Source organism: Streptomyces sp. NBC_00887, from assembly GCF_045207585.1.
Window position 1 is genome coordinate 7,911,939 of record NZ_CP108788.1, and the last position, 26,346, is coordinate 7,938,284.

Below are 26,346 nucleotides of genomic sequence, written 5' to 3' on the forward strand. Positions count from 1 at the left end.
GCCTGGCCAGCACCCTGGTTGGTCATCGCTACGGGTGATCACATAGGGTGAAAAGAAAAACGGGAGGTTCGGCGTGTTCGTTGAACGTGCGCCACTTGTCGACTTAGTGTCCTGTTCGGAAGAGTCCAAGAAGCAGACACACTGGTAACCCTAAACTTCAACGTTAGGGTTCGGGTCGGCGTCCGGACCGTCCCAATCGGCATCCGTCGTCGCGGCGGGACTACCGCCAAGCGACGACACGTAACTCGAGGCGAGAGGCCTTCGACGTGGCAGCACCGCAGAACTACCTCGCAGTCATCAAGGTCATCGGTGTCGGCGGCGGTGGTGTCAATGCCATCAACCGAATGATCGAGGTCGGCCTCAAGGGCGTCGAGTTCATCGCGATCAACACCGATGCGCAAGCACTGTTGATGAGCGACGCCGACGTCAAGCTCGACGTCGGCCGTGAACTCACCCGTGGCCTCGGCGCCGGGGCGAACCCGGCCGTCGGTCGAAAGGCGGCAGAGGACCACCGTGAGGAGATCGAGGAGGTCCTCAAGGGGGCCGACATGGTCTTCGTCACCGCCGGAGAAGGTGGCGGCACCGGCACCGGCGGCGCACCCGTCGTGGCCAACATCGCCCGCTCGCTGGGCGCCCTGACGATCGGTGTGGTCACCCGCCCGTTCACGTTCGAGGGCCGGCGGCGCGCGAACCAGGCGGAGGACGGCATCGCCGAGCTCCGCGAAGAGGTCGACACCCTCATCGTCATTCCCAACGACCGACTGCTGTCCATCTCGGACCGCCAGGTCAGCGTGCTCGACGCGTTCAAGTCGGCCGACCAGGTACTGCTCTCGGGCGTCCAGGGCATCACCGACCTCATCACCACCCCGGGTCTGATCAACCTCGACTTCGCCGACGTCAAGTCGGTCATGTCCGAGGCCGGGTCGGCGCTCATGGGTATCGGATCGGCCCGCGGCGACGACCGCGCGGTGGCCGCCGCGGAGATGGCGATCTCCTCGCCGCTCCTCGAGGCGTCCATCGACGGCGCGCGCGGTGTCCTGCTCTCCATCTCCGGCGGCAGCGACCTCGGTCTCTTCGAGATCAACGAGGCCGCGCAGCTGGTGAGCGAGGCGGCCCACCCGGAGGCCAACATCATCTTCGGTGCGGTCATCGACGACGCGCTGGGCGACGAGGTGCGGGTCACCGTGATCGCCGCGGGCTTCGACGGCGGACAGCCGCCGACCCGTCGCGAGACGGTTCTCGGAGCGGGTGCCGGAAAGCGTGAGGAGTCGGCGCCGCCGGCCAGGGCCGCCGAACCGGTGCGCCAGACGGGCGGACTGGGCTCGGTTCCCTCGCGCGAGGAGACCCAGGCACCGGTCGAGCCGGTACCGGTGGCGAACGAGAGCTCGCTGCCGCCGGTCTCCCCGCCGCACGTCCCGACGGCCCGTCCGTACCAGGACACCCAGGCCGAAGAGCTGGATGTACCGGACTTCCTGAAGTGATAGGTCCGCACCACGCGGTGAAGACCGCAGTGTCCTCGACGGGCGGCGCCCATTTCGCCTTCACCGACAGGTGGGGCGGAGTGAGCGCCGCTCCGTACGAGGAGCTCAACCTCGGCGGTGCGGTCGGCGACGACCCCGCCGCCGTCCGCGCGAACCGCGGACGCGCCGCCCGTTCCCTCGGTCTGGACCCGGCGCAGGTCGTCTGGATGAACCAGGTGCACGGTCGCGAGGTGGCCGTCGTCGACGGGCCCTGGGGCGACACCACCGGGATTCCCGCGGTGGACGCGCTGGTGACGGCCCGGCGCGGTCTCCCGCTCGCGGTGCTCACCGCCGACTGCACGCCCGTACTGCTCGCCGATCCGGCCGCCGGTGTCATCGCCGCGGTCCATGCGGGCAGGCCCGGTCTGGTCGCGGGTGTCGTGCCCGCCGCCGTCGAGGCGATGACCGCTCTCGGTGCCGAACCGTCCCGGATCGTCGCCCGCACCGGCCCGGCCGTCTGCGGGCGGTGCTACGAGGTCCCGGCGCAGATGCGCGCCGAGGTCGCGCAGGCCGTTCCCGCCTCCTGGTCGGAGACCGGCTGGGGGACGCCGGCGGTGGACGTCACCGCGGGAGTCCACGCCCAGCTCGACGCCCTCGGCGTGAGCGACCGCCACGGTTCGCCGCACTGCACCCTGGAATCCGGCGACCACTTCTCGTACCGCCGCGACCGCACCACCGGGCGGCTCGCCGGATATGTCTGGTTGGACTGATAGGACATGACGGATCGCAGGTCTCAACTCGCGGCAAACCTGGCACAGGTGGAGGAACGCATTGTTTCCGCCTGTGCCGCGGCAGGCCGCAAGCGGGAGGAAGTGACCCTCGTCGTGGTCACCAAGACCTACCCCGCGAGCGATGTGCGGATCCTGCACGAACTCGGTGTGCGCCAGGTCGCCGAGAACCGTGATCAGGACGCGGCGCCGAAAGCTGACGCTTGTGCGGATCTGTCGCTCACATGGCACTTTGTCGGCCAGTTGCAGACGAACAAGGTTCGTTCCGTGGCCGGTTATGCCGACGTGGTGCAGTCGGTGGACCGGGTCAAACTGGTCACCGCCCTGTCGGCGGCGGCGGTGAAGGGCGGCCGCGAACTCGGCTGCCTCATCCAGGTCGCCCTGGACGCGGAGAGCGGCGAACGCGGTGACCGGGGAGGTGTCGCACCCGACGCGATCGAGGAGTTGGCCGCCGCGGTGGACGCGGCACCGGGGCTCCGGCTGGGAGGTCTGATGACCGTCGCCCCGCTCGCCGGGCCGTACGCGGGCAGGCAGCGGGCCGCGTTCGACCGGCTGATGGAATTCTCATCCCGCCTGCGCGGGAACCATCCGGCTGCGAACATGGTCTCTGCAGGGATGAGTGCGGATCTCGAGGACGCGGTGGCGGCCGGAGCGACACATGTACGCGTCGGTACGGCGGTACTCGGAGTCCGACCCCGGCTCGGGTAACGTCGCGAAGCAAGTCGGACCACAGCAGAAAATATGGTCATTCCCGCTCTGAGCGGGCAGGCCGGAGTGGATCTCGGGCACTTGGTGACACGAATGCCGATCCACCACAGAGCGGAGGACTCGGAGCATGGCCGGCGCGATGCGCAAGATGGCGGTCTACCTCGGCCTCGTGGAGGACGATGGGTACGACGGTCCGGGGTTCGACCCCGACGACGAATTCGAACCCGAACCGGAGCCGGAGCGGGACCGGAGGCGGCACCAGCCCGCGCATCAGGTGGAGCGGGAACGGGACGAACCGGTACGAGTGGTACAGCCGCCCGCGCAACGTGAGCCGGTTCAGCTCCCGGCGGAAAGCGGACGACCCGCCCGAATCGCCCCCGTGGCATCCATCACACCTGACCGCCCGAACATGGAGAAGAACGCACCGGTGATCATGCCCAAGGTCGTGTCCGAGCGGGAGCCCTACCGCATCACCACGCTGCACCCCAGGACCTACAACGAGGCCCGTACCATCGGGGAACACTTCCGTGAGGGCACTCCGGTGATCATGAACCTCACGGAGATGGACGACACGGACGCGAAGCGACTTGTCGACTTTGCCGCGGGCCTCGTCTTCGGACTCCATGGCAGCATTGAAAGGGTGACGCAGAAGGTGTTCCTGTTGTCGCCTGCTAACGTCGATGTCACGGCGGAGGACAAGGCCCGCATCGCAGAGGGCGGGTTCTTCAACCAGAGCTGAGAACACGAACAGGGATCAACCGGCCGTCAGGCCGGTGACCGGCCGGGAGGCCGGAGCTACGAAAGCCAGGGGAGAGGGAAGCGCGGGACATGGGCGTCGCACTGGATGTGGTCTATATCGCGCTGATGTGTTTCCTCATCGTGCTGATCTTCCGGCTGGTCATGGACTATGTGTTCCAGTTCGCACGATCATGGCACCCAGGCAAGGCGATGGTGGTCGTTCTCGAGGGCACTTACACTGTCACCGATCCACCGCTGAAGCTTCTGAAGCGGTTCATACCACCGTTGCGTCTCGGGGGCGTGGCACTTGACCTGTCCTTCTTCGTTCTGATGATCATCGTCTACATCCTGCTCAGCATCGTGGGCAAGCTTGCGAGCAGCGTGTGAACGATACGGTCTTGCCGACTGCCGACGACTACGTAGAGGTGAAGAAGAGATGCCGCTGACCCCCGAGGACGTGCGGAACAAGCAGTTCACGACCGTCCGCCTCCGAGAAGGCTATGACGAGGACGAGGTCGATGCCTTCCTCGACGAGGTCGAATCGGAACTGACTCGTCTGCTCCGTGAGAACGAGGACCTGCGCGCCAAGCTGGCCGCGGCCACGCGTGCCGCTGCGCAGAACCAGCAGCAGCAGGGCATGCGCAAGCCGCCGGAGCAGCAGGACCGCCCCGGTTCCCCCGTACCCGCCGCCATATCTGGCCCGCCGGTGCAGCAGCAGCCCCCGCAGATGGGTCCCCCCCAGCTGCCCGGTGGTGCTCCGCAGCTGCCTGCCGGTCCCAGTGGCCATGGCCCCCAGGGCGGCCACGGCCCGCAGGGCCAGCACGGCCCCGGCCCGATGCAGGGCGGCCCCATGGGTGGCCACCCCCAGCAGCAGCAGATGCAGCAGATGCAGCAGATGCAGCAGATGCAGCCGCCGCAGATGCAGCAGCAGGGCCCCGGTGGCGACAGTGCCGCCCGTGTCCTCTCCCTTGCTCAGCAGACCGCAGACCAGGCGATCGCGGAGGCCCGTTCCGAGGCCAACAAGATCGTCGGCGAGGCGCGCAGCCGCGCCGAGGGCCTGGAGCGGGACGCACGTGCCAAGGCGGACGCGCTGGAGCGGGACGCGCAGGAGAAGCACCGCGTGGCCATGGGCTCCCTCGAGTCGGCCCGCGCGACGCTTGAGCGCAAGGTCGAGGACCTGCGCGGCTTCGAGCGCGAGTACCGGACCCGCCTGAAGTCGTACCTGGAGAGCCAGCTGCGCCAGCTGGAGACCCAGGCCGACGACTCGCTGGCTCCGCCGCGGACCCCGGCAGCCGCTTCGCTGCCGCCGTCGGCCTCGCTGGCCCCGGCCGGCGCCGGTGCCATGGGTCACACCATGGGTGGCAACCACGGTGGGCACGGCAACCAGCAGATGGGCGGCAACCCGTCCATGGGCGGCCCCTCGTACGGCGGCCAGCAGCAGATGTCGCCCGCGATGACGCAGCCGATGGCTCCGGTCCGCCCGCAGGCGCCGCAGCCGATGCAGCAGGCGCCGTCGCCGATGCGCGGGTTCCTGATCGACGAGGACGACAACTGAGCGGTTCGCGCTCTCTGAGCGCGTAGCCGTCGGCAGGCTGAGGGCCGGGCCCCGGGATTCTTCCCGGGGCCCGGCCCTTTGCCGTGGCTGCGGGGCGTGCGGGCCGCTGCACGGGGCTCGTCCCCTGCCCACCCCTTCCCGTAACCCCCGCTCCCCCCGGACCTCCGCTCCTCAATCGCCGGAGGGGCTTGAACGGTCGGGCAAGGGGACAGGAAAGGGCCCGGCCGGAAGTTGTCCGGCCAGGCCCTCTCCTTTCCGCGCCGGGGGTCAGCTCGTCTTGCGGAGGCGGAACCTCAGGGACAGGCCCTCGTCCTCGAAGGCGGTGCCGTACGTGGGGTCGGCCTCGCCCTCGGCGTAGTCCAGGGCGAGGACCTCGTCCGCGATCAGCGACGCGTGCTCGGTCAGGGCCTCGGCCGTTGCCGGGGACGTGGACGTCCAGCGCACCGCGATACGGTCCGCGACGTCCAGGCCGCTGTTCTTGCGGGCCTCCTGGATCAGCCTGATCGCGTCACGGGCCAGACCCGCGCGCCGGAGCTCCGGGGTGATCTCGAGGTCCAGGGCGACCGTGGCGCCCGAGTCGGAGGCCACCGACCAGCCCTCGCGCGGGGTCTCGGTGATGATGACCTCGTCGGGGGAGAGGGTGATCCGCTCACCGTCGACCTCGACCGACGCGGTGCCCTCGCGCAGGGCCAGCGAGAGCGCCGCGGCGTCCGTGTCGGCGACGGCCTTGGCCACCGCCTGGACACCCTTGCCGAACCGCTTGCCCAGGGCCCGGAAGTTCGCCTTCGCCGTCGTGTCGACCAGCGAGCCGCCGACCTCGGACAGGGAGGCCAGCGAGGAGACGTTCAGCTCCTCCGTGATCTGGGCGTGCAGCTCGGCGGAGAGGGTCTCGAAGCCCGAGGCCGCGACCAGGGCGCGGGACAGCGGCTGACGGGTCTTGACGCCCGACTCGGCACGGGTGGCGCGCCCCAGCTCGACCAGGCGACGGACCAGCGCCATCTGCGTGGAGAGCGCCGGGTCGATCGCCGACAGGTCCGCCTTGGGCCAGGTGGACAGGTGCACCGACTCCGGGGCGTCCGGGGTGACCGGGGCGATCAGGTCCTGCCAGACCCGCTCCGTGATGAACGGGGTCAGGGGGGCCATCAGCCGGGTGACCGTCTCGACGACCTCGTGCAGCGTGCGCAGGGCCGCCTTGTCGCCCTGCCAGAAGCGGCGGCGCGAGCGGCGTACGTACCAGTTGGACAGGTCGTCGACGAACGAGGACAGCAGCTTGCCGGCGCGCTGGGTGTCGTAGCTCTCCAGCGCCTGGGTGACCTGGTCCACCAGGGCGTTCAGCTCGCTCAGCAGCCAGCGGTCCAGGACCGTGCGCCCGTCCGGTGCGGGATCCGCAGCGGACGGCGCCCAGCCCGAGGTACGGGCGTACAGGGCCTGGAAGGCGACCGTGTTCCAGTAGGTCAGGAGCGTCTTGCGGACGACCTCCTGGATCGTGCCGTGGCCCACGCGGCGTGCCGCCCACGGGGAACCGCCGGCCGCCATGAACCAGCGCACGGCGTCGGCGCCGTGCTGGTCCATGAGCGGGATCGGCTGGAGGATGTTCCCGAGGTGCTTGGACATCTTGCGGCCGTCCTCGGCGAGGATGTGGCCGAGGCAGACCACGTTCTCGTAACTGGACTTGTCGAAGACGAGCGTGCCGACCGCCATCAGCGTGTAGAACCAGCCGCGGGTCTGGTCGATGGCCTCCGAGATGAACTGCGCCGGGTAGCGGCTCTCGAAGATCTCCTTGTTCTTGTAGGGGTAGCCCCACTGGGCGAACGGCATGGAGCCCGAGTCGTACCAGGCGTCGATGACCTCGGGGACGCGGTACGCCTCCAGCTGGCAGTTCTCCTGCGAGCACGTGAACGTGATCTCGTCGATGAACGGACGGTGCGGGTCCAGGTCCGACTGGTCGGCGCCGGTGAGCCCGGAGAGCTCGGCGCGGGAGCCCACACAGGTCAGGTGGTTGTCCTCGCAGCGCCAGATGGGCAGCGGGGTGCCCCAGTAGCGGTTGCGGGACAGGGCCCAGTCGACGTTGTTGTTCAGCCAGTCGCCGAAGCGGCCGGTCTTGACCGAGTCAGGGAACCAGTTGGTCTTCTCGTTCTCCTCGAGAAGCCGGTCCTTGACGGCCGTCGTGCGGATGTACCAGGACGGCTGCGCGTAGTAGAGCAGCGCGGTGTGGCAGCGCCAGCAGTGCGGGTAGCTGTGCTCGTACGGGACATGGCGGAAGAGCTTCCCGCGGGCGTCCAGGTCCGCGGTGAGCGCCTCGTCGGCCTTCTTGAAGAAGACGCCGCCGACCAGCGGCAGGTCTTCCTCGAAGGTGCCGTCGGGGCGGACCGGGTTCACGACCGGGAGGCCGTAGGAGCGGCAGACGACGAGGTCGTCGGCGCCGAACGCGGGGGACTGGTGGACCAGACCCGTACCGTCCTCGGTCGTGACGTACTCGGCGTTGACGACGTAGTGGGCCTCGGCCGGGAAGTCGACGAGCTGGAACGGGCGCTCGTACGTCCAGCGCTCCATCTCGCGGCCGGTGAAGGACCGGCCCGTGAGCTCCCAGCCCTCGCCGAGGGCCTTCTCGACCAGCGGCCGGGCGACGACCAGTTTCTCCTCGCCGTCCGTAGCGACGACGTAGGTGACGTCCGGGTGCGCGGCGACGGCGGTGTTGGAGACCAGGGTCCAGGGGGTGGTCGTCCAGACCAGGAGGGCCGCCTCACCGGCCAGAGGGCCGCTCGTGAGGGGGAAGCGCACGAAGACCGAGGGGTCGACGACCGTCTCGTAGCCCTGGGCCAGCTCGTGGTCGGAGAGGCCGGTGCCGCAGCGCGGGCACCAGGGGGCGACGCGGTGGTCCTGGACCAGGAGGTCCTTGTCGAAGATCTCCTTCAGGGACCACCACACGGAGTCGACGTACTCCGGGTCCATCGTGCGGTAGGCGTCGTCGAGGTCGACCCAGTAGCCCATGCGGGTCGTGAGCTCGGTGAAGGCGTCGGTGTGGCGGGTCACGGACTCACGGCACCTGGCGTTGAACTCGGCGATGCCGTACGCCTCGATGTCCTTCTTGCCGTTGAAGCCCAGCTCCTTCTCGACCGCGAGCTCCACCGGCAGGCCGTGACAGTCCCAGCCGGCCTTGCGGCCGACGTGGTAGCCCTGCATGGTGCGGAAGCGGGGGAAGACGTCCTTGAAGACGCGGGCCTCGATGTGGTGGGCCCCGGGCATGCCGTTGGCGGTCGGCGGGCCCTCGTAGAAGACCCACTCGGGGCGGCCCTCGGACTGTTCGAGGCTCTTGGTGAAGACCTTGCTGTCACGCCAGAAGTCGAGCACGGCGTGCTCGAGGGCGGGCAGGTCGACCTGGGCGGGTACCTGGCGGTACTGCGGCGATGTCATGTGCGGGCTTCCTCCGGCGGACGTCTTCCACTTCCGTCGGAGGGACGAGAACCGGCAGGCTCCCGCGGTACCACCCTCCTTGGCCCCGGGCATGCGCCCGTGACCCCCTCATTGGGGTCGCGATGCCGGGTCTACTCGCCTTGCGCCCGGGGGCGGAGCCCAGGGTCCAAAGCTTTCTTCCGGCGGCTCCGGGGTGATCTTCACGACGTGCTCGCCCCCGGGCTCCCACCGTCCCCGGGTCGCTGCGGGCTGCGTACGACGCTACTCGTCCCATCCATGCCTCTCGCTGCGGCCAGTGTACGGGCCCGTACGGGCGGCGGCCGACCGGTTTACCGGCGGGGTGCGGCGTGACCCGAATGGCCAGACGGGGCGGAGGGAGTCCTGGCGGGCCGGTCAGGAGCGGATTACCGCGCGGGCAGCTGGGCACAACGGTTGCAGGCGCGTCACGACCCGGGCACGGGGAGGGGCGAACCGGCGGCGTGCCCCGTTGCCGTGGGGCTGGAGTCGATTTATCGTCCCAGCACGATTCGCGTGCAAGATCACAATATGTGAAGGGGCCGCGGCGATGGTGGCGAAGAAGACCGCCGTAACAGGAACGGCGTCGGCGAGATCCACGGGTCCGGTGGCCGAGGAGACGACCGGGAGGACAGCGAAGAAGGCGGCGAAAATGGCGGCCAGGAAGGCGGCAGGGAAGACCGTGGCCGAGGAGGCCGCGGCCGGGCCGCCCGACGGGACGAGCGCCGCGAAGAAGACGGCGGCCGGGCCGCCGGACGAGAAGGAACGGGCCGATCGGGCTCCGGCGCACCACGGGCCGGCGAAGAAGAGCGCAGCCAAGAAGGCTTCGAAGAAGGCCACGGGGGCGGCCCAGGCCGCCGAGCAGACAGGAGCCCACACGGTGGTAGCGAAGAAGAGCGCCGGCCGGACCACGGCGGTAGGAAAGGGCGGTGCCACAGCGGTGCCGCCGGCCCGGGTGGCCGCCGCGACGGCGCCCGGCGAGCTGGCGGTCAGGCCGGGGGAGGACCCCTGGACCCCCGAAGAGGTCGCGGAGGCGAGGACGGAGCTGTCCAGCGAGGTCATCCGGCTGCGCAACGAGCTGGAGGCATCGGGAGCGGCGCTGGCCGGGCTGATGCGGGACTCCGGCGACGGGGCGGGTGACGACGAGGCGGACACCGGCACCAAGAACATCACGCGCGAGCACGAGCTGTCCCTGGCCGCCAACGCCCAGGAGATGCTGGAACAGACCGAACGCGCCCTCGCCAGGCTCGACGCGGGGACGTACGGGCTGTGCGAGATCTGCGGCGACCCGATCGGCAAGGCGCGCATGCAGGCGTTCCCCCGGGCCACCCTCTGCGTCGAGGACAAACAGAAGCAGGAGCGACGCGGCTGACCGGGACGGTGTGTCGTACCCTCGTCCTCAGTCAGGCACCTAGGTTGAGGGACTCACGTGGCAGAGGCGGAGCGCATCATCGGTACGCCGGATATCCCCGATGCCGAGGGGGCTGACGGGGCAGAGCCCCAGCAGCCCTCCGAGGGAGCGACTCGGGCCGGGAGCGACGACACGGGCGGCGGCAGGGGCAGGCGGAAGATCCTCGTGCTCTTCGTCGTGGCCGTGATCGCCTACCTCCTGGACCTGGTCAGCAAGATGATCGTGGTCGCGAAGCTGGAGCACCAGGAGCCCATCGAGATCTTCGGCGACTGGCTGAAGCTCGACGCCATCCGGAACGCGGGTGCCGCGTTCGGGATGGGTGAGGCGTTCACGGTGATCTTCACGGCCATCGCCGCGGTCGTGATCGTGGTGATCGCCAGGCTCGCGCGCAAGCTCTACAGCCTGCCCTGGGCCATCGCCCTCGGGCTGCTGCTCGGCGGAGCGCTCGGCAACCTCACCGACCGCATCTTCCGCGCACCGGGCGTCTTCGAGGGCGCGGTGGTGGACTTCATCGCCCCCGCGCACTTCGCCGTCTTCAACCTCGCCGACTCCGCGATCGTCTGCGGCGGGATCCTGATCGTGATCCTTTCCTTCAAGGGCCTGGACCCCGACGGCACCGTGCACAAGGACTAGTGGGCGCAAGGCATACTCGACAGGTGAGTACGCATCCCGAGGTCCGCACCCTGCCCGTACCCGACGGTCTGGAAGGCGAGCGTGTAGACGCCGCCATCTCCAGGATGTTCGGTTTCTCCCGTACCAAGGCCGCCGAGCTGGCCGCAGCCGGGAAGGTCCAGGTGGACGGTGCGGTGGCCGGGAAGTCCGAGCGGGTGCACGGCGGCGCCTGGCTGGAAGTGGAGATGCCCCAGGCATCCGCTCCGGTCCAGATCGTTGCCGAGCCCGTCGAGGGCATGGAGATCGTGCACGACGACGACGACATCGTCGTGATCATGAAGCCTGTCGGCGTCGCCGCCCACCCCAGCCCCGGCTGGACCGGCACCACGGTCATCGGCGGCCTCGCCGCAGCCGGCTACCGGATCTCCACGTCGGGTGCCGCCGAGCGCCAGGGCATCGTGCACCGGTTGGACGTCGGCACGTCCGGGCTGATGGTCGTCGCCAAGTCCGAGCGGGCCTACACCCTGCTCAAGGCCCAGTTCCGCGACCGGGTCGTCGAGAAGAAGTACCACGCGCTGGTCCAGGGCCACCCGGACCCGATGAGCGGCACCATCGACGCCCCCATCGGGCGTCACCCCCAGCACGACTACAAGTGGGCCGTCACCGCCGAGGGCAAGCCCTCCGTGACGCACTACGACCTCATCGAGGCCTACCGCGCCGCCAGCCTGCTGGACATCAAGCTGGAGACCGGGCGCACCCACCAGATCCGGGTGCACATGTCCGCCCACCGCCACCCCTGCGTCGGCGACCTGACCTACGGCGCCGACCCGACCATGGCCAAGCGCCTCGGTCTGACCCGTCAGTGGCTGCACGCGGTCCGGCTCGGCTTCGAGCACCCCTCGGACGGCAGCTGGGTCGAGTTCTCCAGCACCTACCCGGACGACCTGCGCCACGCCCTCGAGACGATCGCGGCCGAGAGCGAGTGAGCCCCGTGTCCGCCCCGTACAGCACCCGCAGGGCCGTCGAGGAGAACGATCTCTCGGCCTGCTTCCAGGTGCGCAAGAACGTCTTCGTCGGTGAACAGCAGGTGCCCGAGGAGATCGAGTACGACGCCTACGACGCCGACGCGGTCCACGTCCTCGCCGTTGCGGCGGACGGCTCCGCGCTCGGTACGGGCAGGCTGCTGCACGGCTCCGCAGCGGAGGGCAAGACCGGCGGCGCCGAAGCCGTCGGCTCCCTCGGCAGGCTCGCCGTGACCCGCGAGGCGCGCGGCCTCGGGGTCGGTGCCGCGCTCGTGCGCGCCATCGAGGACGAGGCACGCGCCCTCGGCCTGACCGCCGTCGACCTGCACGCCCAGACCCATGCGCTCGGCTTCTACGAGCGGCTCGGGTACGTGGCGTACGGCCCCGAGTTCCCGGATGCCGGAATGCCGCACCGGGCGATGCGCCGCACGCTCTGACCGCGGCGCCCGCCCGAGGCGCCCGACGGCGCCCGTACGGGCGGTCAGCCGCGGCCCGTGCGCGGGGCCCTGCCGGGGGCCGGCACCCGGCCGTCGGGACGGTCCCGGCCGCCGTCCTGCGCACCCGTCAGCTCCGGCCAGTGGTCGCCCGGCGGCAGCACAGCGGGCGACGTCACGATCCGCGGCAGCGCGTACGGATGGTGGTCACGCAGCCAGCCGACGAGCTGCTCACGCACGGCACAGCGCACCGTCCAGATGTCGTCCGCGTCCTTCGCGGTGACCACGGCCCGTACCTCGATCGTCGACGCCGTGGTGTCCGTGACGGCCAGTGACCAGTCGCGGCCGTCCCAGGAGGCGCACTCGCCGAGGATCTCGCGCAGCCGTTCACGCATCGCGGCGACCGGCGCCGAGTGGTCGAGCTGGAAGAAGACCGTGCCGGTCATCTGGACCCCGCCGCGCGACCAGTTCTCGAACGGCTTGCTGGTGAAGTACGACACCGGCATGGTGATCCGCCGCTCGTCCCAGGTCCGCACGGCGAGGAAGGTCAGGGTGATCTCCTCCACGGTGCCCCACTCGCCGTCCACCACCACGGTGTCGCCGATCCGGACCATGTCACCGAAAGCGATCTGGAAGCCGGCGAAGAGGTTGCCGAGCGTCGACTGGGCCGCCACACCGGCGACGATGCCGAGGACACCGGCGGAGGCCAGCATCGAGGTGCCGACGGTGCGCATCGCCGGGAAGGTCAGCAGCATCGCCGCGACCGCGACCGTCGCCACCACGGCGGTGATCACACGCTGGATCAGCGTGACCTGGGTCCGGACCCGGCGGACCCGGGCCGGGTCGCGGGTGGACGTCGCGTAGCGGGCGTACGAGGACTGGACGACGGTGGCGGCTACGCGGATCACCAGCCAGGCCGAGGCCGCGATCAGCACCAGGGTCAGGACCTGGCCGATCGCGGCCCGGTTCTCCCGCACGACGTCGAGCCGGAGCTGGCCGTAGCTGGCCCTCAGCAGCGCCGTGCAGAGCACCACCTGCAAGGGCGGACGACAGAGGCGCAGCAGACCCCAGACGGGCGTCTCGTGGTGCCTGCTGTCGGCACGCCGCAGCAAGAGATCGACCAGCCAGCCCACCAGCAGAGTGATCATCAGCGATCCGCCCACCACGAGCAGCGGTCGCACTACGTTCTCCATTCCCCGGTCCTCCAAGCGTTGGGGCACAGCTGGCACCATGGACGTCATGAACATCATGCTTTTCCACTCGACCTACGGTCTGCGGCCCGCTGTGCACGCGGCTGCCGACCGGCTGCGTGCAGCCGGGCATGAGGTGCGCGTGCCCGATCTCTTCGAGGGGCACACCTACGACACCGTCGAGGAAGGAATGGCCTTCAAGGACCAGGTGGGCAAGGACGAGCTCCTGAAGCGCGCCGTGCTGGCCGCCGCACCCTATTCCGACCAGGGCCTCGTGTACGCGGGCTTCTCCTTCGGGGCGTCGGTGGCGCAGACCCTCGCGCTCGGCGACGCCAAGGCGCGCGGGCTGCTGATGCTCCACGGCACGTCGGACATCGCGGAAAACGCCTCGGTGGACGAACTACCGGTGCAGCTGCACGTCGCCGACCCCGATCCGTTCGAGTCGCACGACTGGCTGAACAGCTGGTACCTCCAGATGCAGCGGACCGGCGCGGACGTCGAGGTCTACCGCTACCCCGGGGCGGGGCACCTGTTCACCGACCCGGAACTGCCCGACTACGACGAGGAGTCGGCCGAGCTGGCCTGGAAGGTCGGGCTCGGGTTCCTCGCCACGCTCCAGGCATGAGGGAGGGCCCCGCACCTCGGTGCGGGGCCCCTTGCGTCGCTCCTCGGCCTTCGCGACCGAAGGGGCCTGTGCGACCGGGCCTTCGCGACCCGGACCTGGCTCCTCGGTGCGGTCAGCGCACAGGGGCGTCGGCCCGTTCGATCTTCTGGGTCCCGCTGCGGGTGCGGTACGAGCGGACCCAGGACGCGGTCGCGTCCTTCTTCGTCTTGTCCGAGATCACGTAGTAGTCCATCTGCGACCGTTCGGCTGTCACGTCGAGGACGCCGTAGCCGTGCGAGTCCAGGTCGATCCACTTCACATGGCGGTTGGCGGCCTTGACCGCCGCCGCGGCGACCACCGAGACGGTCTGGGGCGCCACCCGGAGGATGTCGTCCAGGTTGTCCGAAGTCACCGAGGTCACCACGAACTCGGTGGCCGCCGATGCCGACAGCGGGTAGGTCGCGGCCTTCACGGGGACGTCGTTGGCCCACGCCATGTGGATGTCACCGGTCAGGAAGACCGTGTTGGTCACCGACCGGTCCCGCAGATGCGAGATCAGCTCCTTGCGGTCGGCCGTGTAGCCGTCCCACTGGTCGACGTTGACCGCGAGCCCCTCCCCGGGAAGTCCCAGCAACTCCGCGAGCGGTGCCAGCAGATGGGCCGGCAGCGCGCCGAACGCGACCGGCGAGATCATCACCGAGGTACCGACCAGCTTCCACCTGGCGTCCGATCCGGCCAGCCCGGCCTTCAACCAGTCCAGTTGCGCCCGTCCGGTGATCGAGCGCTCGGGGTCGTCGACCGCGCCGTCGCCGATGGACGCCTGCTCGGAGCGGAAGCTGCGCAGGTCGAGCAGGTGCAGCTCGGCCAGGCTGCCGAAGCTCAGACGCCGGTAGACGGTGCCCTCGGTGGAGGCGCGCACCGGCATCCACTCGAAGTACGCCTGCTTCGCGGCGGCGACCCGTGTCGCCCAGGCGCCCTCGGTGCCCGGGGTGTGGTTCTCCGCACCTCCCGACCACGCGTCGTTCGCGAACTCGTGGTCGTCCCAGATCGCGATCACCGGGTGGGCGGCGTGCAGCGACTGGAGGTCGGTGTCCGTCTTGTACGTGCCGTGCCTGGTCCGGTAGTCGGCGAGGGTGAGGATCTCGTGGAGCGGGGCGTGGGGGCGTACGACGGTGTCCTGGGTCGGATAACTGGCCGACGCGTACTCGTAGATGTAGTCACCCAGGTGGAGAACGGCGTCCAGGTCGGCGCGGGCCGCGAGATGCCGGTACGGGGAGAACCAGCCGGCCTCCCAGTTGGCGCAGGACACCACGCCGAAGCGGATCCCCGGGGCGGCCGTGCCCGCGGCGGGAGCCGTGCGGGTGCGGCCGACGGGGGAGCGGACCGGTTCCCCGCCGCCCGCGGAGAAGCGGAAGTAGTACGTCGTCGCGGGGCGCAGTCCACGGACGTCGGCCTTGACCGTGTGGTCGGAGGCGGCCTTCGAGACGGCCGTGCCCTGCGCGGCTATCCGGGAGAACGCCCTGTCCTCGGCGATCTCCCAGCGCACCGCCGTATCGGCGCCGCGGCCGGAGCCGGGCACGGCGTCGGCGGTGGGAGTGACACGGGTCCAGAGCAGGATGCCGTCGGGCAGGGGATCGCCCGAGGCCACGCCGTGCAGGAAGGCCGGGGGCTCTGCGGCCCGGGCACTCGTGGCGGATGCGAGCACGGGGGCGGCGACCGCTGTGGCGGCGGCGGCTCTGACGACCGTGCGGCGGCTGGGTGCGGAAAGATGTCGACTGGTCACGGACGATCACCCTACTGGCGGGTAGGGCGAACAGGCGGGCGAACAAAGGAAGTTCGCCCGCCTGTTGGGTATTCGCCGCCCGGAGTTACGCCCGGGATGCCCCCGGGGCCGCAGGTTCTCCCGCCGGCCCCAGGGTTCGTGGGCCGGTCAGCCCTTCAGTGCCTTGGTGATCGCCGCGTTGAACTCGGCCACCGTCATGGGCGCGTTCTTGCTGCCCTCGGCGGTGACGGTCTCGCCGTCCATCTTCAGCGTCGGCGTGCCCTCGACCCCGCTCTTGTCGAACGTCTCGGACATCTTCATCGCCCAGGCGTCGTACGTACCGTCCTCGACGTCCTTCCGGAACGCGGTGTTGCCCTTCAGCGCGTCCACCGAGTCCGCCACCTCGATCAGGTAGCTGTCCTTGGCGAACTTGTCCTGGCTCTCCTCGGGGTGGTACTTCGCCGAGTACAGCGCGGCCTTGTAGTCCAGGAAGGCCTCGGGGCTCACATCGAGCGCCGCACCCAGCGCACTCAGGGCGTTCTTGGAGCCCTCGCCGTTGTCGGAGTTGTCGATGAAGGTCGCGCCGAGGTACTTGATCTTGTACTTGCCGGCGTCGACGTCCTTGGCGACCGTCTCGCCCACCGTCTGCTCGAGCGTGGCGCAGATCGGGCAGCGCGAGTCCTCGTACAGCTCCAGGGTCTTCTTGGCGGTCGACTCGCCGATGACGACGGTCGTGCCGTCGTCGCCCGAGGTGTTCTTCGGCGCGGTCACGTTCTTCGCGTCCGCGGCCGCCTCCCAGCCGGAGGGCTTGTTCAGCTGCATCACGCCGTAGCTGACGCCACCCGCGATCGCCAGCACGGCGACCACGGAGACGCCGACGACGACCTGCTTGCGGACCTTGTCCTTCTTGGACTGGCGCTCGCGCTCGACGCGCAGCCGCTCACGGGCGGCTGACTTGTTGGCCTGGCTGTTGCGGTTGCTCATGGCTGTTTCTCCGTGTGTACGTGTGGGGTGTCCGGGGTCTGCCGCGTGCTCGTGCTCAGGAAAGGGCACAGGCCGGGAGCGGCGGTCCCCTCCGTCCCACGGAGTGCACGAGGAGGCGGGCCGGGAAGAGCGGGTCGGCCCGTCCGCCGGAGCGCGCGTCGCGCCGTGCGTGGTGCCGGGTGCTCCCCAGCACGGCGACGGCGGTCAGCAGCGGCCGGAACGCGGCCGCGGCCGCCGCGCGCAGCACCCCAGCCAGCGCGGACTCGCCGCGCCGCAGCCAGGCCGCGGCCAGCAGGCCCACGGTCACGTGCGCGGCGAGCAGCAGCCACGGCACGGCAGGGCCGGGCGAGGCCAGCAGGGCGGCCGCGCGGTCGCCCGTGCCGGTCACCCCCGCCAGCGGTGTACCGACCGCGGCCACGCCCGCGAGATGCGAGGAACCCGTGCCCGCCCCGCCACCGCACAGCACGTCGACGCCCACGGAGCGCAGCGGACCCGCGATCGGGCCGCCCGCCGCCCCGTAACAGAGGTGCTGTCCGGTGGTGAACACGGTGTCGGCGGCCAGCTCCAGCGGAACCAGCAGCCCGGCGATCGCCCCGAAACTGCGCTCCCGGCCCGCCAGCGCGAACGCCACGGCGAAGACGGCCCCGGCCAGCAGGACGACCGCCGTCAGCGGCAGCGGAACCCGGGAGAGCAGCACGTGGGACGCGGAGGAGAGCGTGACGACGAGCGCGGTGAACAGCGCCGCGCGTACCGCTCTGATCTGCGTCCCTGATACGTCCATCGCCGGAGAGTGTGTCATGTGAACCTGTAAGCGAGCCCTAAGGACCTACAGGCCGGGGATGCGGCCGTTGCGGAAGAGGTCCACGAAGATCTGATGATCGGTACGGGCGCGGGCGCCGTAGCTGTGCGCGAAGTCGACCAGGAGCTCCGCGAAGCCCTTCTCGTCCGCCGCGATCGCCGCGTCGATCGCACGCTCCGTGGAGAAGGGGACCAGCGAGTGCCCGCTCTCGTCGTCCGCCGCCGAGTGCATCGTCGCCGTCGCCCGGCCGAGGTCGGCGACGACCGCCGCGATCTCCTCCGGCTCGTCGATGTCGGACCAGTCCAGATCGACCGCGTACGGCGAGACCTCGGCGACCAGCTGACCCGCCCCGTCCAGCTCCGTCCAGCCCAGCCACGGGTCGGCGTGCGCCTGAAGGGCGCGCTGTGAGATCACCGTGCGGTGGCCCTCGTGCTGGAAGTAGTCCCGCACGGCCGCGTCCGTGACGTGCCGGGAGACCGCCGGGGTCTGCGCCTGCTTCAGGTAGATCACCACATCGTTCTCCAGGGCGTCGCTGTTGCCCTCCAGGAGGATGTTGTACGAGGGCAGGCCCGCCGACCCGATACCGATGCCGCGACGTCCGACGACGTCCTTGACCCGGTAGGAGTCCGGCCGGGCCAGGCTCGACTCGGGCAGCGTCTCCAGATAGCCGTCGAACGCGGCGAGCACCTTGTAGCGTGTCGCGGCGTCCAGGTCGATCGCACCGCCGCCGGCGGCGAAGCGGCGCTCGAAGTCCCTGATCTCGGTCATCGAGTCCAGCAGCCCGAAACGGGTCAGGGACCGCGCATCACGCAGTGCGTCGAGCAGCGGGCCCTCGGCGGTGTCCAGGGTGAAGGGCGGCACCTCGTCGTTCTTCGCACCCGTCGCCAGGGCGTGGATCCGCTCCCGGTAGGCCGCGGCGTAGACCCGGACGAGCTCGGTGATCTGGTCGTCGCTCAGCGCCTTCGCGTAACCGATCAGGGCGACGGAGGCGGCGAAGCGCTTGAGGTCCCAGGTGAAGGGAGCTACGAAGGCTTCATCGAAGTCGTTGACGTTGAACACCAGTCGGCCATTGGCGTCCATGTAAGTTCCGAAGTTCTCCGCATGCAGATCGCCGTGTACCCACACCCGGCTGGTGCGCTCGTCGAGGTACGGCCCGCTGCGCTGCTCACGGTCCAGATCGGCGTAGAACAGCCCGGCCGAGCCGCGGTAGAAGGCGAAGGCCGAGCCCGCCATCTTTCGGAACTTCACCCGGAAAGCGGCGGGATCGGCGGCCAGGAGCTCGCCGAAGGCGGTGTCGAAAACGGCAAGGATCTGCTCCCCGCGCTGCTCGCCGCTGGGCTGCGTGTCCGACATCGCTGGGTGCCTCCTGCTACATGGCGTTCATGACAAATGGGGCGGGTGGCCCCGCCCTTCCAACGCGCGACCGTACCCCGGAGTGCCCGTCGCCTGTCACCTCCAAGACGTAGACTTCCCCGCTGTCCCCCCAAGCCGTCATCGCCAGTTTTCCCGGAGGCACCGCGCCGTGACCAAGCCGCCATTCACGCACCTGCACGTCCACACCCAGTACTCGCTGCTGGACGGTGCCGCGCGGCTCAAGGACATGTTCGAGGCGTGCAACGAGATGGGCATGTCGCACATCGCGATGACCGACCACGGCAACCTCCACGGTGCCTACGACTTCTTCCACTCGGCGAAGAAGGCCGGGGTGACGCCCATCATCGGGATCGAGGCCTATGTCGCCCCCGAGTCGCGCAAGCACAAGCGCAAGGTCCAGTGGGGCCAGCCGCACCAGAAGCGCGACGACGTGTCCGGATCCGGCGGCTACACCCACAAGACGATCTGGGCGGCGAACAGCACCGGGCTGCACAACCTCTTCAAGCTGTCCTCGGACGCGTACGCCGAGGGCTGGCTGCAGAAGTGGCCGCGTATGGACAGGGAGACCATCTCCCAGTGGTCCGAAGGCCTGATCGCGTCCACCGGATGCCCCTCCGGCGAGGTGCAGACCCGGCTGCGGCTCGGACAGTTCGACGAGGCGGTCCAGGCGGCCTCCGACTACAAGGACATCTTCGGCGAGGACAGGTACTTCCTGGAGCTGATGGACCACGGCATCGAGATCGAGCGCCGGGTCCGTGACGGGCTCCTCGAAATCGGCAAGAAGCTGAACATCCCGCCGCTCGTGACGAACGACTCGCACTACACCTACGCCAGCGAGGCGACGGCGCACGACGCCCTGCTGTGCATCCAGACCGGCAAGAACCTCTCCGACCCGGACCGCTTCCGCTTCGACGGCACCGGCTACTACCTGAAGACGACGGACGAGATGTACGGCGTCGACTCCTCCGACGCCTGGCAGCAGGGCTGCGCCAACACCCTGCTGGTCGCGCAGCAGATCGACACCGCGGGCATGTTCGAGAAGCGCGACCTGATGCCGAAGTTCGACATCCCGGAGGGCTTCACCGAGATCACCTGGTTCCAGGAAGAGGTCCGGGTCGGCATGGGCCGCCGCTACCCCGGGGGTGTCCCCGAGGACCGGCAGAAGCAGGCCGAGTACGAGATGGACATCATCATCCAGATGGGGTTCCCGGGGTACTTCCTCGTCGTCGCCGACTTCATCATGTGGGCCAAGAACAACGGCATCGCGGTCGGCCCCGGCCGAGGCTCCGCCGCCGGTTCGATCGTCGCGTACGCCATGGGCATCACCGACCTCGACCCGATCACGCACGGACTGATCTTCGAGCGGTTCCTCAACCCCGAGCGTGTCTCCATGCCCGATGTCGACATCGACTTCGACGAGCGCCGGCGCGTCGAAGTGATCAGGTACGTGACCGAGAAGTACGGCGCCGACAAGGTCGCCATGATCGGCACCTACGGCAAGATCAAGGCCAAGAACGCGATCAAGGACTCCGCCCGCGTCCTCGGCTACCCGTACGCGATGGGCGACCGCCTCACCAAGGCCATGCCCGCCGACGTCCTCGGCAAGGGCATCGACCTCAACGGCATCACCGACCCGAAGCACCCGCGCTACAGCGAGGCGGGCGAGATCCGGGGGATGTACGAGAACGAGCCGGACGTCCAGAAGGTCATCGACACGGCGAAGGGCGTCGAGGGCCTCGTCCGGCAGATGGGTGTGCACGCGGCCGGCGTGATCATGTCCAGCGAGCCCATCGTCGACCACGCCCCGATCTGGGTGCGGCACACCGACGGCGTCACGATCACGCAGTGGGACTACCCGCAGTGCGAGTCGCTCGGCCTGCTCAAGATGGACTTCCTGGGCCTGCGCAACCTGACGATCATGGACGACGCCATCAAGATGGTGAAGGCCAACAAGGGTGTCGACCTGGAGATGCTCGCGCTCCCGCTGGACGACCCCAAGACGTACGAGCTGCTGTGCCGCGGTGACACGCTCGGGGTGTTCCAGTTCGACGGCGGGCCGATGCGCTCGCTGCTGCGCCAGATGCAGCCCGACAACTTCGAGGACATTTCCGCCGTCTCGGCCCTGTACCGGCCGGGCCCGATGGGAATGAACTCCCACACGAACTACGCCGAGCGCAAGAACGCCCGGCAGGAGATCACCCCGATCCACCCGGAGCTGGAGGAGCCCCTCAAGGAGGTCCTCGGGCTCACCTACGGCCTGATCGTCTACCAGGAGCAGGTACAGAAGGCCGCCCAGATCGTCGCCGGGTACTCGCTCGGCGAGGCCGACATCCTGCGCCGCGTTATGGGCAAGAAGAAGGCCGACGAGCTCGCGAAGAACTTCGTCCTCTTCGAGGCGGGCGCCAAGAAGAACGGCTTCTCCGACGCGGCGATCAAGGCCCTGTGGGACGTCCTGGTCCCGTTCGCCGGATACGCGTTCAACAAGGCGCACTCCTCCGCGTACGGCCTGGTCACCTACTGGACCGCGTACCTCAAGGCGAACTACCCCGCCGAGTACATGGCCGCGCTGCTCACCTCCGTCAAGGACGACAAGGACAAGTCCGCGGTCTACCTCAACGAGTGCCGCCGCATGGGCATCAAGGTGCTCCCGCCCAACGTCAACGAGTCCGAGTCGAACTTCGCGGCCCAGGGCGACGACGTGATCCTCTTCGGTCTCACCGCCGTACGGAACGTCGGCCAGAACGTCGTCGACTCGATCATCCGGTGCCGCAAGGCGAAGGGGAAGTACTCCAGCTTCCCGGACTTCCTGGACAAGGTCGAAGCGGTCGTCTGCAACAAGCGCACCGTCGAGTCGCTCATCAAGGCAGGCGCCTTCGACGAGATGGGCCACACCCGCAAGGGCCTGGTGGCCCACCACGAGCCGATGATCGACAACGTGGTGCAGGTCAAGCGCAAGGAGGCCGAGGGTCAGTTCGACCTCTTCGGCGGCATGGGCGAGGCGGAGAGCGACGAGCCGGGCTTCGGCCTCGACGTGGAGTTCTCCGACATCGAGTGGGAGAAGTCCTACCTGCTCGCACAGGAACGGGAGATGCTCGGCCTCTACGTCTCCGACCACCCGCTCTTCGGCATCGAGCACGTGCTGTCCGACAAGTCCGACGCCGCGATCTCGCAGCTCACCGGGGGAGAGCACGCCGACGGTGCGATCGTCACCATCGGCGGCATCATCTCCGGGCTCCAGCGCAAGATGACCAAGCAGGGCAACGCCTGGGCCATCGCCACGGTCGAGGACCTGGCGGGCTCCATCGACTGCATGTTCTTCCCCGCCACCTACCAGCTGGTCTCCACCCAGCTCGTCGAGGACACCGTCGTCTTCGTCAAGGGACGCCTCGACAAGCGCGAGGACGTACCCCGTCTCGTCGCCATGGAGATGCAGGTTCCCGACATCTCGTCGGCCGGGACCAATGCGCCGGTCGTGCTGACCATCCCCACGGTCAAGATCACCCCGCCCATGGTCAGCCGGCTCGGCGAGGTCCTGAGCAGCCACCGGGGCGACACCGAGGTGCGCATCAGGCTCCAGGGCCCCCGCAAGACCACGGTGCTGCGGCTCGACCGGCACCGCGTCAAGCCCGATCCGGCGCTCTTCGGTGACCTGAAGGTGCTGCTCGGTCCGTCCTGCCTGGCCGGCTGACAGCCCGCCCGGACCTGCGAGAGGGGCGCCCCGCCAGTGGCGGGGCGCCCCTCTCGGCCTGTCGGCCCTAAGGAACCGTCAGTTGTGACCGAAGCGCCGCTGGTGCTTACGGGCAACATCAGAAGGGCTGCCCTGGGCCTGCGACTGCGGCTGGGTCTGCGACTCGTAGGCCGTCGACTTCGCCTCCTCCGCACCACGCTCCGCGGCGGACGCGCGGTCGTGCTGGCTGCCCTGCTTACGGTTCTTGTTCTTGGCCATGGTGATGCCTCCTGTGGGGAATCTCGGGGCCAGGACCGATGTCAGACTCACATACCACCCCATAAGCCGCATGTTGGATCATTACCCAGCGTAGTCCGGGCGGTATCATGCGCCGTTTCCCGGATCCGCCACGCCGATGATCGAGTTCCGGACCTTAACCCTCGTACGGTCGGGCAGACTCGAAGGAAACCCTGAGTAAGCGAACCCCGAGCAAGCGGACCCACCCTCATGACCGGGCCCGCTGATCCGTTCCCGAAACCTGGAAGAGGGTGGAACGCGTGGACCGTTGCGTCGTCCTGGTGGACGCCGGCTACTTGTTGGGCGCAGCCGCGAGTCTGCTGGCCGGAGAACCCGCCCGTTCCCGCATCACCGTCGACCACGCCGCCCTGATCCAGGGACTGCGCGAGCGCGCAGAGGCCGACACGGAACAGCCCCTGCTCCGGATCTACTGGTTCGACGGCGCCCCCGACCGCGTACCCCAGCCCGAACACCGCCGGCTCCGGGTGATGTCGCGCGTGACCGTTCGGCTGGGGGCCCTCACCCGCAGTGACGGACGGTGGGCGCAGAAGGGCGTCGACGCGGCGATGCACGCGGAGCTCACCGAACTGGCCAGAAACCGCGCCTGCTCCGATGTGGTGCTCGTGACCGGGGACGGCGACCTGCTGCCCGGACTGATGTCCGCCAAGGAACACGGCGTGGCCGTCCACCTCTGGGCCGTCCAGGCCGCCGACGGCGACTACAACCAGTCCGAGGACCTCGTCGCCGAGGCGGACGAACGCCGGGTGCTCGACCGGGCCTGGATCACCAAGGCCGTACGGGCCAAGGAGATGGGCGGTGTGTGCGCGCCGCCGCCCGTCCCCCGCCCCGAGATCGCAGCGATCCTCTCCGCCCCGCTGCCCGAGGCCGCGCTGGCCGCCTCGGCCGAGCGGGCGTCGGAGGCCCAGGCCGCCGCGGCCCGCAACGGCAACGGCACACCGGCGGGCGAGGCCGCCGCACACCCGCCGCCCGCCGCCGGCCACAAAGGCGTCCCCACCCCCAAGGACCTGGCCAGCCTGCGTGCCCCTGGCGCGCCGGCCGCCCCGCACCCCGTACAGCAGCCCGTCCCCAACGCGACCCTGCGCTGGTCGTCCGACCGGGGCTGGGTGGAGCGCGGCGGACCCCTCGGCGAACCCGCGGAGACCGCGTCCCTGCCGACCCTGGCCCAACTGACCAGCGCCGAACAGCGCTGGGCGGACCGGGAGGAGGACATCACCACCGTCGGCGGAGACCCCTTCGAGGTCGGCCAGGTCTTCGCCCGGCGCTGGATGGAGCGGCTGCCGGAGACCGTTCACCTGCAGAAGCTCGCCACCATGTACCCGCGCATCCCGCACCGGATCGACGGGGAACTGCTGCGCTACGCGGCACGCTTCGGGCTGCTCGCCCACAAGGACGACCAGATCGACGAGCACGACCGCTACGCCATCCGGGCGGGTTTCTGGCGCGAGATCGATGTGCGGGCCGCCGCGGAGCCGGCCCCGGTGGCGGAGTAGGCGCGGCGGCAGCGGCACGGCCCTGCCCGGCCCCGGGCGCAATCCGGGGCATCCGACCCCGTACTCTCGTACCTCGTGAGTACGGGCACAGCACAGGCACAGACCGGGACCGGGACCGTGTGCGCGGTGCGTGATCTGGTCAGGACCTATCCCGCCGTCCGCGGCCGACGCGGCCGGGCCGGCACCCCCGAGGTGCGGGCGACCGACGGGATCAGCCTCGACGTCCGGCGCGGTGAGATCTTCGGGCTGCTCGGGCCCAACGGCGCGGGCAAGTCCACGCTCGTGCGCCAGCTCACGGGGCTGATGCGCCCGGACTCCGGCAGTGTCGAGGTGCTGGGGCACGATCTCGTGCGCCACCCCGAACGCGCTTCCCGGCTCATCGGGTACCTCGGGCAGGAGTCCACCGCCCTGGACGAGCTGACGGTGTCCCTGGCGGCCGAGACCACCGGGCGGCTGAGGGGCATGCCGGCGCGTGCGGCGCGGGCCGAGCGCGATGCCGTACTCGAGGAACTGGGCCTCACCGAGCTTGCCGGGCGGCCCCTGAGGAACCTGTCCGGCGGCCAGCGGCGGCTCGCCTGCTTCGCGGCCGCACTGGTCGGGGAGCGCCCCGTCCTGGTCCTCGACGAGCCGACCACGGGCATGGACCCCGTCGCCCGGCGCGCGGTGTGGTCCGCCGTCGACCGGCGCCGTGCCGAGAACGGTGCCACGGTGCTGCTCGTCACCCACAATGTGATCGAGGCGGAGACGGTACTCGACCGCGTCGCCGTCATGGAGCGCGGCAAGGTCATCGCCTGCGACACCCCGGCCGGGCTCAAGGAGCAGGTGGCAGGCGAGGTCCGGGTCGAGCTGGTGTGGCGCGAGAGGGCGCCGCTGGACGTCCCCGAGGTGGCCGCGCTGCGTGGTTCCGCCCAGGAGTCCGGGCGCCGCTGGGTGCTGCGGCTGGTGCCGGACGAGGCGCGGGCCGCGGTCGCCGCGGTGACCGGCGGGGCGGCGTTCTCCTCGCTGGACGACTTCACCCTGGCCACACCCAGCCTGGAGGACGTCTATCTGGCGCTGGGCGGGGATGCGGCGAAGGCGGCCGAGGGACTGGTGAAGGCGTGATCATGAACGTGTCGAAGGGGAGCAGCGCCAGGTGACGAGCATCCTTCCTGTGGAGTCCGCGGAAAAGGTGTCCCGGCCGGCGGACGGACGGTCGGCTGCGGGCATGCCCGCCCGTACCGCCCCGGCACCCCTCGCCCCGCGGGCCCGGCTGCTGCCCGCGCTGGCCGCCGTGTACCGGGCACAGCTGTCGAGGGCGAGGGTCGCCCGGATTCCGCTGCTGTTCGTGGCGACCTTCCAGTCCATCGGAATCATGGTGCTCATGCGGGGCGTCGTCGACGGCGGCGCCGAGGCGCGAGCCGTGGTCGCGGGGTCCAGCGTGCTCGTCGTGGCCTTCGTGGCGCTGAACCTGCTGGCCCAGTACTTCGGCCGGCTGCGGGCGGACGGCGGTCTCGACCACTACGCCACGCTGCCGGTGCCGCCCGCCGCGGTGGTGCTGGGGGCCGCGGGTGCGTACGCCTCGTTCACCGTGCCCGGCACGATCGTCACGGCGGTCACGGGAAGCGTGCTGTTCGGGCTGCCCATGACCCACCTGTGGGTGCTCGTCGCCGTCATTCCGCTGTCCGGGGCCGCGCTCTCGGGGCTCGGCGCCGCGCTCGGGCTGCTGGCGCCGCGGCAGGAACTCGCGACGCTCCTCGGTCAGCTGGGCATGTCCGCCGCGCTGCTGCTCGGCGTGCTGCCGGCCGACCGGCTGCCGGGGCCGGTGGGATGGGCCCGCGACCTGCTGCCCTCGACGTACGGGGTCGAGGCGCTGGCCCGGTCCTTCGACGCCCACCCGGACTGGGCGGTCGTCGCCCTCGACCTCGGGGTGTGCGCGGTGGTCGGTGTCCTGTCCCTGGCCGTGGCGACCTGGGCGTACCGGCGGGCGGCGGTCCGGTAGCCCTGCCGGCGGACCGGTGAGGC

Annotated in this window: 22 protein-coding genes; 15 read left to right on the forward strand and 7 right to left on the reverse strand. The window is 69.9% G+C overall.

What is annotated here, in order from left to right:
- The first annotated feature begins 266 nt into the window (after positions 1-266).
- The 6 genes from ftsZ (at position 267) to OG844_RS36100 (ending at position 5,249) form a co-directional block, all read left to right on the forward strand.
- A complete protein-coding gene (gene ftsZ, locus OG844_RS36075; protein WP_406389444.1) occupies positions 267-1,481 on the forward strand; it encodes a cell division protein FtsZ in 1,215 nt (404 codons plus the stop codon).
- A complete protein-coding gene (gene pgeF, locus OG844_RS36080; RefSeq protein WP_406389443.1) occupies positions 1,478-2,230 on the forward strand; it encodes a peptidoglycan editing factor PgeF in 753 nt (250 codons plus the stop codon). Before ftsZ ends, pgeF begins: the two co-directional genes overlap by 4 nt.
- A 6-nt stretch (positions 2,231-2,236) precedes the next feature.
- Positions 2,237-2,956: a YggS family pyridoxal phosphate-dependent enzyme gene (locus OG844_RS36085; protein ID WP_406389442.1), complete on the forward strand. Its 720-nt coding sequence runs from the start codon at positions 2,237-2,239 to the stop codon at positions 2,954-2,956.
- A gap of 127 nt (positions 2,957-3,083) precedes the next feature.
- Positions 3,084-3,695 carry a cell division protein SepF gene (locus tag OG844_RS36090; RefSeq protein ID WP_056784116.1) on the forward strand — a complete coding sequence of 204 codons (612 nt, stop codon included), beginning with the start codon at positions 3,084-3,086 and terminating at the stop codon, positions 3,693-3,695.
- Between the two features lie 89 nt (positions 3,696-3,784).
- Positions 3,785-4,081 (forward strand): YggT family protein, encoded by a 297-nt coding sequence (locus tag OG844_RS36095; RefSeq protein WP_329212022.1) that lies wholly within the window; start codon positions 3,785-3,787, stop codon positions 4,079-4,081.
- A gap of 49 nt (positions 4,082-4,130) precedes the next feature.
- Positions 4,131-5,249, forward strand: a complete 1,119-nt coding sequence (locus tag OG844_RS36100; protein ID WP_406389440.1) for a DivIVA domain-containing protein — start codon at positions 4,131-4,133, stop codon at positions 5,247-5,249.
- 267 nt (positions 5,250-5,516) lie between these two features.
- Here the strand turns inward: OG844_RS36100 and ileS are convergent, their stop codons facing one another.
- Positions 5,517-8,663, reverse strand: coding sequence for an isoleucine--tRNA ligase (ileS, locus tag OG844_RS36105; protein ID WP_406389439.1), 3,147 nt, complete (start codon positions 8,661-8,663; stop codon positions 5,517-5,519).
- Positions 8,664-9,228: 565 nt separating this feature from the next.
- Here ileS and OG844_RS36110 point away from each other — a divergent pair.
- The 4 genes from OG844_RS36110 to OG844_RS36125 are packed head-to-tail and all read left to right on the forward strand — an operon-like array spanning position 9,229 to position 12,160.
- On the forward strand, positions 9,229-10,050 hold the full coding sequence (locus tag OG844_RS36110) for a TraR/DksA family transcriptional regulator (RefSeq protein ID WP_406389438.1): 822 nt from the start codon (positions 9,229-9,231) through the stop codon (positions 10,048-10,050).
- 57 nt (positions 10,051-10,107) lie between these two features.
- Positions 10,108-10,722, forward strand: a complete 615-nt coding sequence (gene lspA, locus OG844_RS36115; protein ID WP_406389437.1) for a signal peptidase II — start codon at positions 10,108-10,110, stop codon at positions 10,720-10,722.
- Positions 10,723-10,745: 23 nt separating this feature from the next.
- Complete coding sequence (locus OG844_RS36120) at positions 10,746-11,687, forward strand: RluA family pseudouridine synthase (RefSeq protein WP_406389435.1); 942 nt, start codon at positions 10,746-10,748, stop codon at positions 11,685-11,687.
- A gap of 5 nt (positions 11,688-11,692) precedes the next feature.
- Positions 11,693-12,160, forward strand: a complete 468-nt coding sequence (locus OG844_RS36125) for a GNAT family N-acetyltransferase (protein ID WP_406389434.1) — start codon at positions 11,693-11,695, stop codon at positions 12,158-12,160.
- Positions 12,161-12,204: 44 nt separating this feature from the next.
- Here the strand turns inward: OG844_RS36125 and OG844_RS36130 are convergent, their stop codons facing one another.
- Entirely contained in the window at positions 12,205-13,350 is a 1,146-nt protein-coding gene (locus OG844_RS36130) for a mechanosensitive ion channel family protein (protein WP_406389432.1), read from the reverse strand.
- Positions 13,351-13,387: 37 nt separating this feature from the next.
- On the opposite strand from OG844_RS36130, the gene OG844_RS36135 reads away from it, so the two are divergent.
- Positions 13,388-13,972, forward strand: coding sequence for a dienelactone hydrolase family protein (locus OG844_RS36135; protein ID WP_406389431.1), 585 nt, complete (start codon positions 13,388-13,390; stop codon positions 13,970-13,972).
- A gap of 112 nt (positions 13,973-14,084) precedes the next feature.
- Here OG844_RS36135 and OG844_RS36140 read toward each other — a convergent pair whose 3' ends face one another.
- The 4 genes from OG844_RS36140 to OG844_RS36155 all read right to left on the reverse strand — a co-directional run bounded on the left by OG844_RS36140 (position 14,085) and on the right by OG844_RS36155 (position 18,849).
- Positions 14,085-15,734: an alkaline phosphatase D family protein gene (locus OG844_RS36140; RefSeq protein WP_406389430.1), complete on the reverse strand. Its 1,650-nt coding sequence runs from the start codon at positions 15,732-15,734 to the stop codon at positions 14,085-14,087.
- Positions 15,735-15,881: 147 nt separating this feature from the next.
- Positions 15,882-16,697 carry a DsbA family protein gene (locus OG844_RS36145; RefSeq protein WP_406389428.1) on the reverse strand — a complete coding sequence of 272 codons (816 nt, stop codon included), beginning with the start codon at positions 16,695-16,697 and terminating at the stop codon, positions 15,882-15,884.
- Between the two features lie 55 nt (positions 16,698-16,752).
- Positions 16,753-17,478, reverse strand: coding sequence for a hypothetical protein (locus OG844_RS36150; RefSeq protein ID WP_406389427.1), 726 nt, complete (start codon positions 17,476-17,478; stop codon positions 16,753-16,755).
- A gap of 45 nt (positions 17,479-17,523) precedes the next feature.
- A complete protein-coding gene (locus tag OG844_RS36155; protein WP_406389426.1) occupies positions 17,524-18,849 on the reverse strand; it encodes a DUF2252 domain-containing protein in 1,326 nt (441 codons plus the stop codon).
- A gap of 169 nt (positions 18,850-19,018) precedes the next feature.
- On the opposite strand from OG844_RS36155, the gene dnaE reads away from it, so the two are divergent.
- Complete coding sequence (gene dnaE / locus OG844_RS36160) at positions 19,019-22,558, forward strand: DNA polymerase III subunit alpha (RefSeq protein ID WP_406389425.1); 3,540 nt, start codon at positions 19,019-19,021, stop codon at positions 22,556-22,558.
- A 78-nt stretch (positions 22,559-22,636) separates the two neighbouring features.
- Here the strand turns inward: dnaE and OG844_RS36165 are convergent, their stop codons facing one another.
- The gene (locus tag OG844_RS36165; protein WP_329212048.1) at positions 22,637-22,816 is read right to left on the reverse strand and encodes a hypothetical protein; all 180 of its coding nucleotides are present in this window, start codon (positions 22,814-22,816) and stop codon (positions 22,637-22,639) included.
- A 269-nt stretch (positions 22,817-23,085) separates the two neighbouring features.
- Between OG844_RS36165 and OG844_RS36170 the strand changes: the two genes are divergently transcribed.
- The 3 genes from OG844_RS36170 to OG844_RS36180 all read left to right on the forward strand — a co-directional run bounded on the left by OG844_RS36170 (position 23,086) and on the right by OG844_RS36180 (position 26,323).
- The gene (locus OG844_RS36170) at positions 23,086-24,345 is read left to right on the forward strand and encodes an NYN domain-containing protein (protein WP_406389424.1); all 1,260 of its coding nucleotides are present in this window, start codon (positions 23,086-23,088) and stop codon (positions 24,343-24,345) included.
- 117 nt (positions 24,346-24,462) lie between these two features.
- On the forward strand, positions 24,463-25,446 hold the full coding sequence (locus OG844_RS36175; protein WP_406396062.1) for an ABC transporter ATP-binding protein: 984 nt from the start codon (positions 24,463-24,465) through the stop codon (positions 25,444-25,446).
- Between the two features lie 31 nt (positions 25,447-25,477).
- On the forward strand, positions 25,478-26,323 hold the full coding sequence (locus OG844_RS36180; RefSeq protein ID WP_406389423.1) for an ABC transporter permease: 846 nt from the start codon (positions 25,478-25,480) through the stop codon (positions 26,321-26,323).
- Positions 26,324-26,346: the final 23 nt, after the last annotated feature.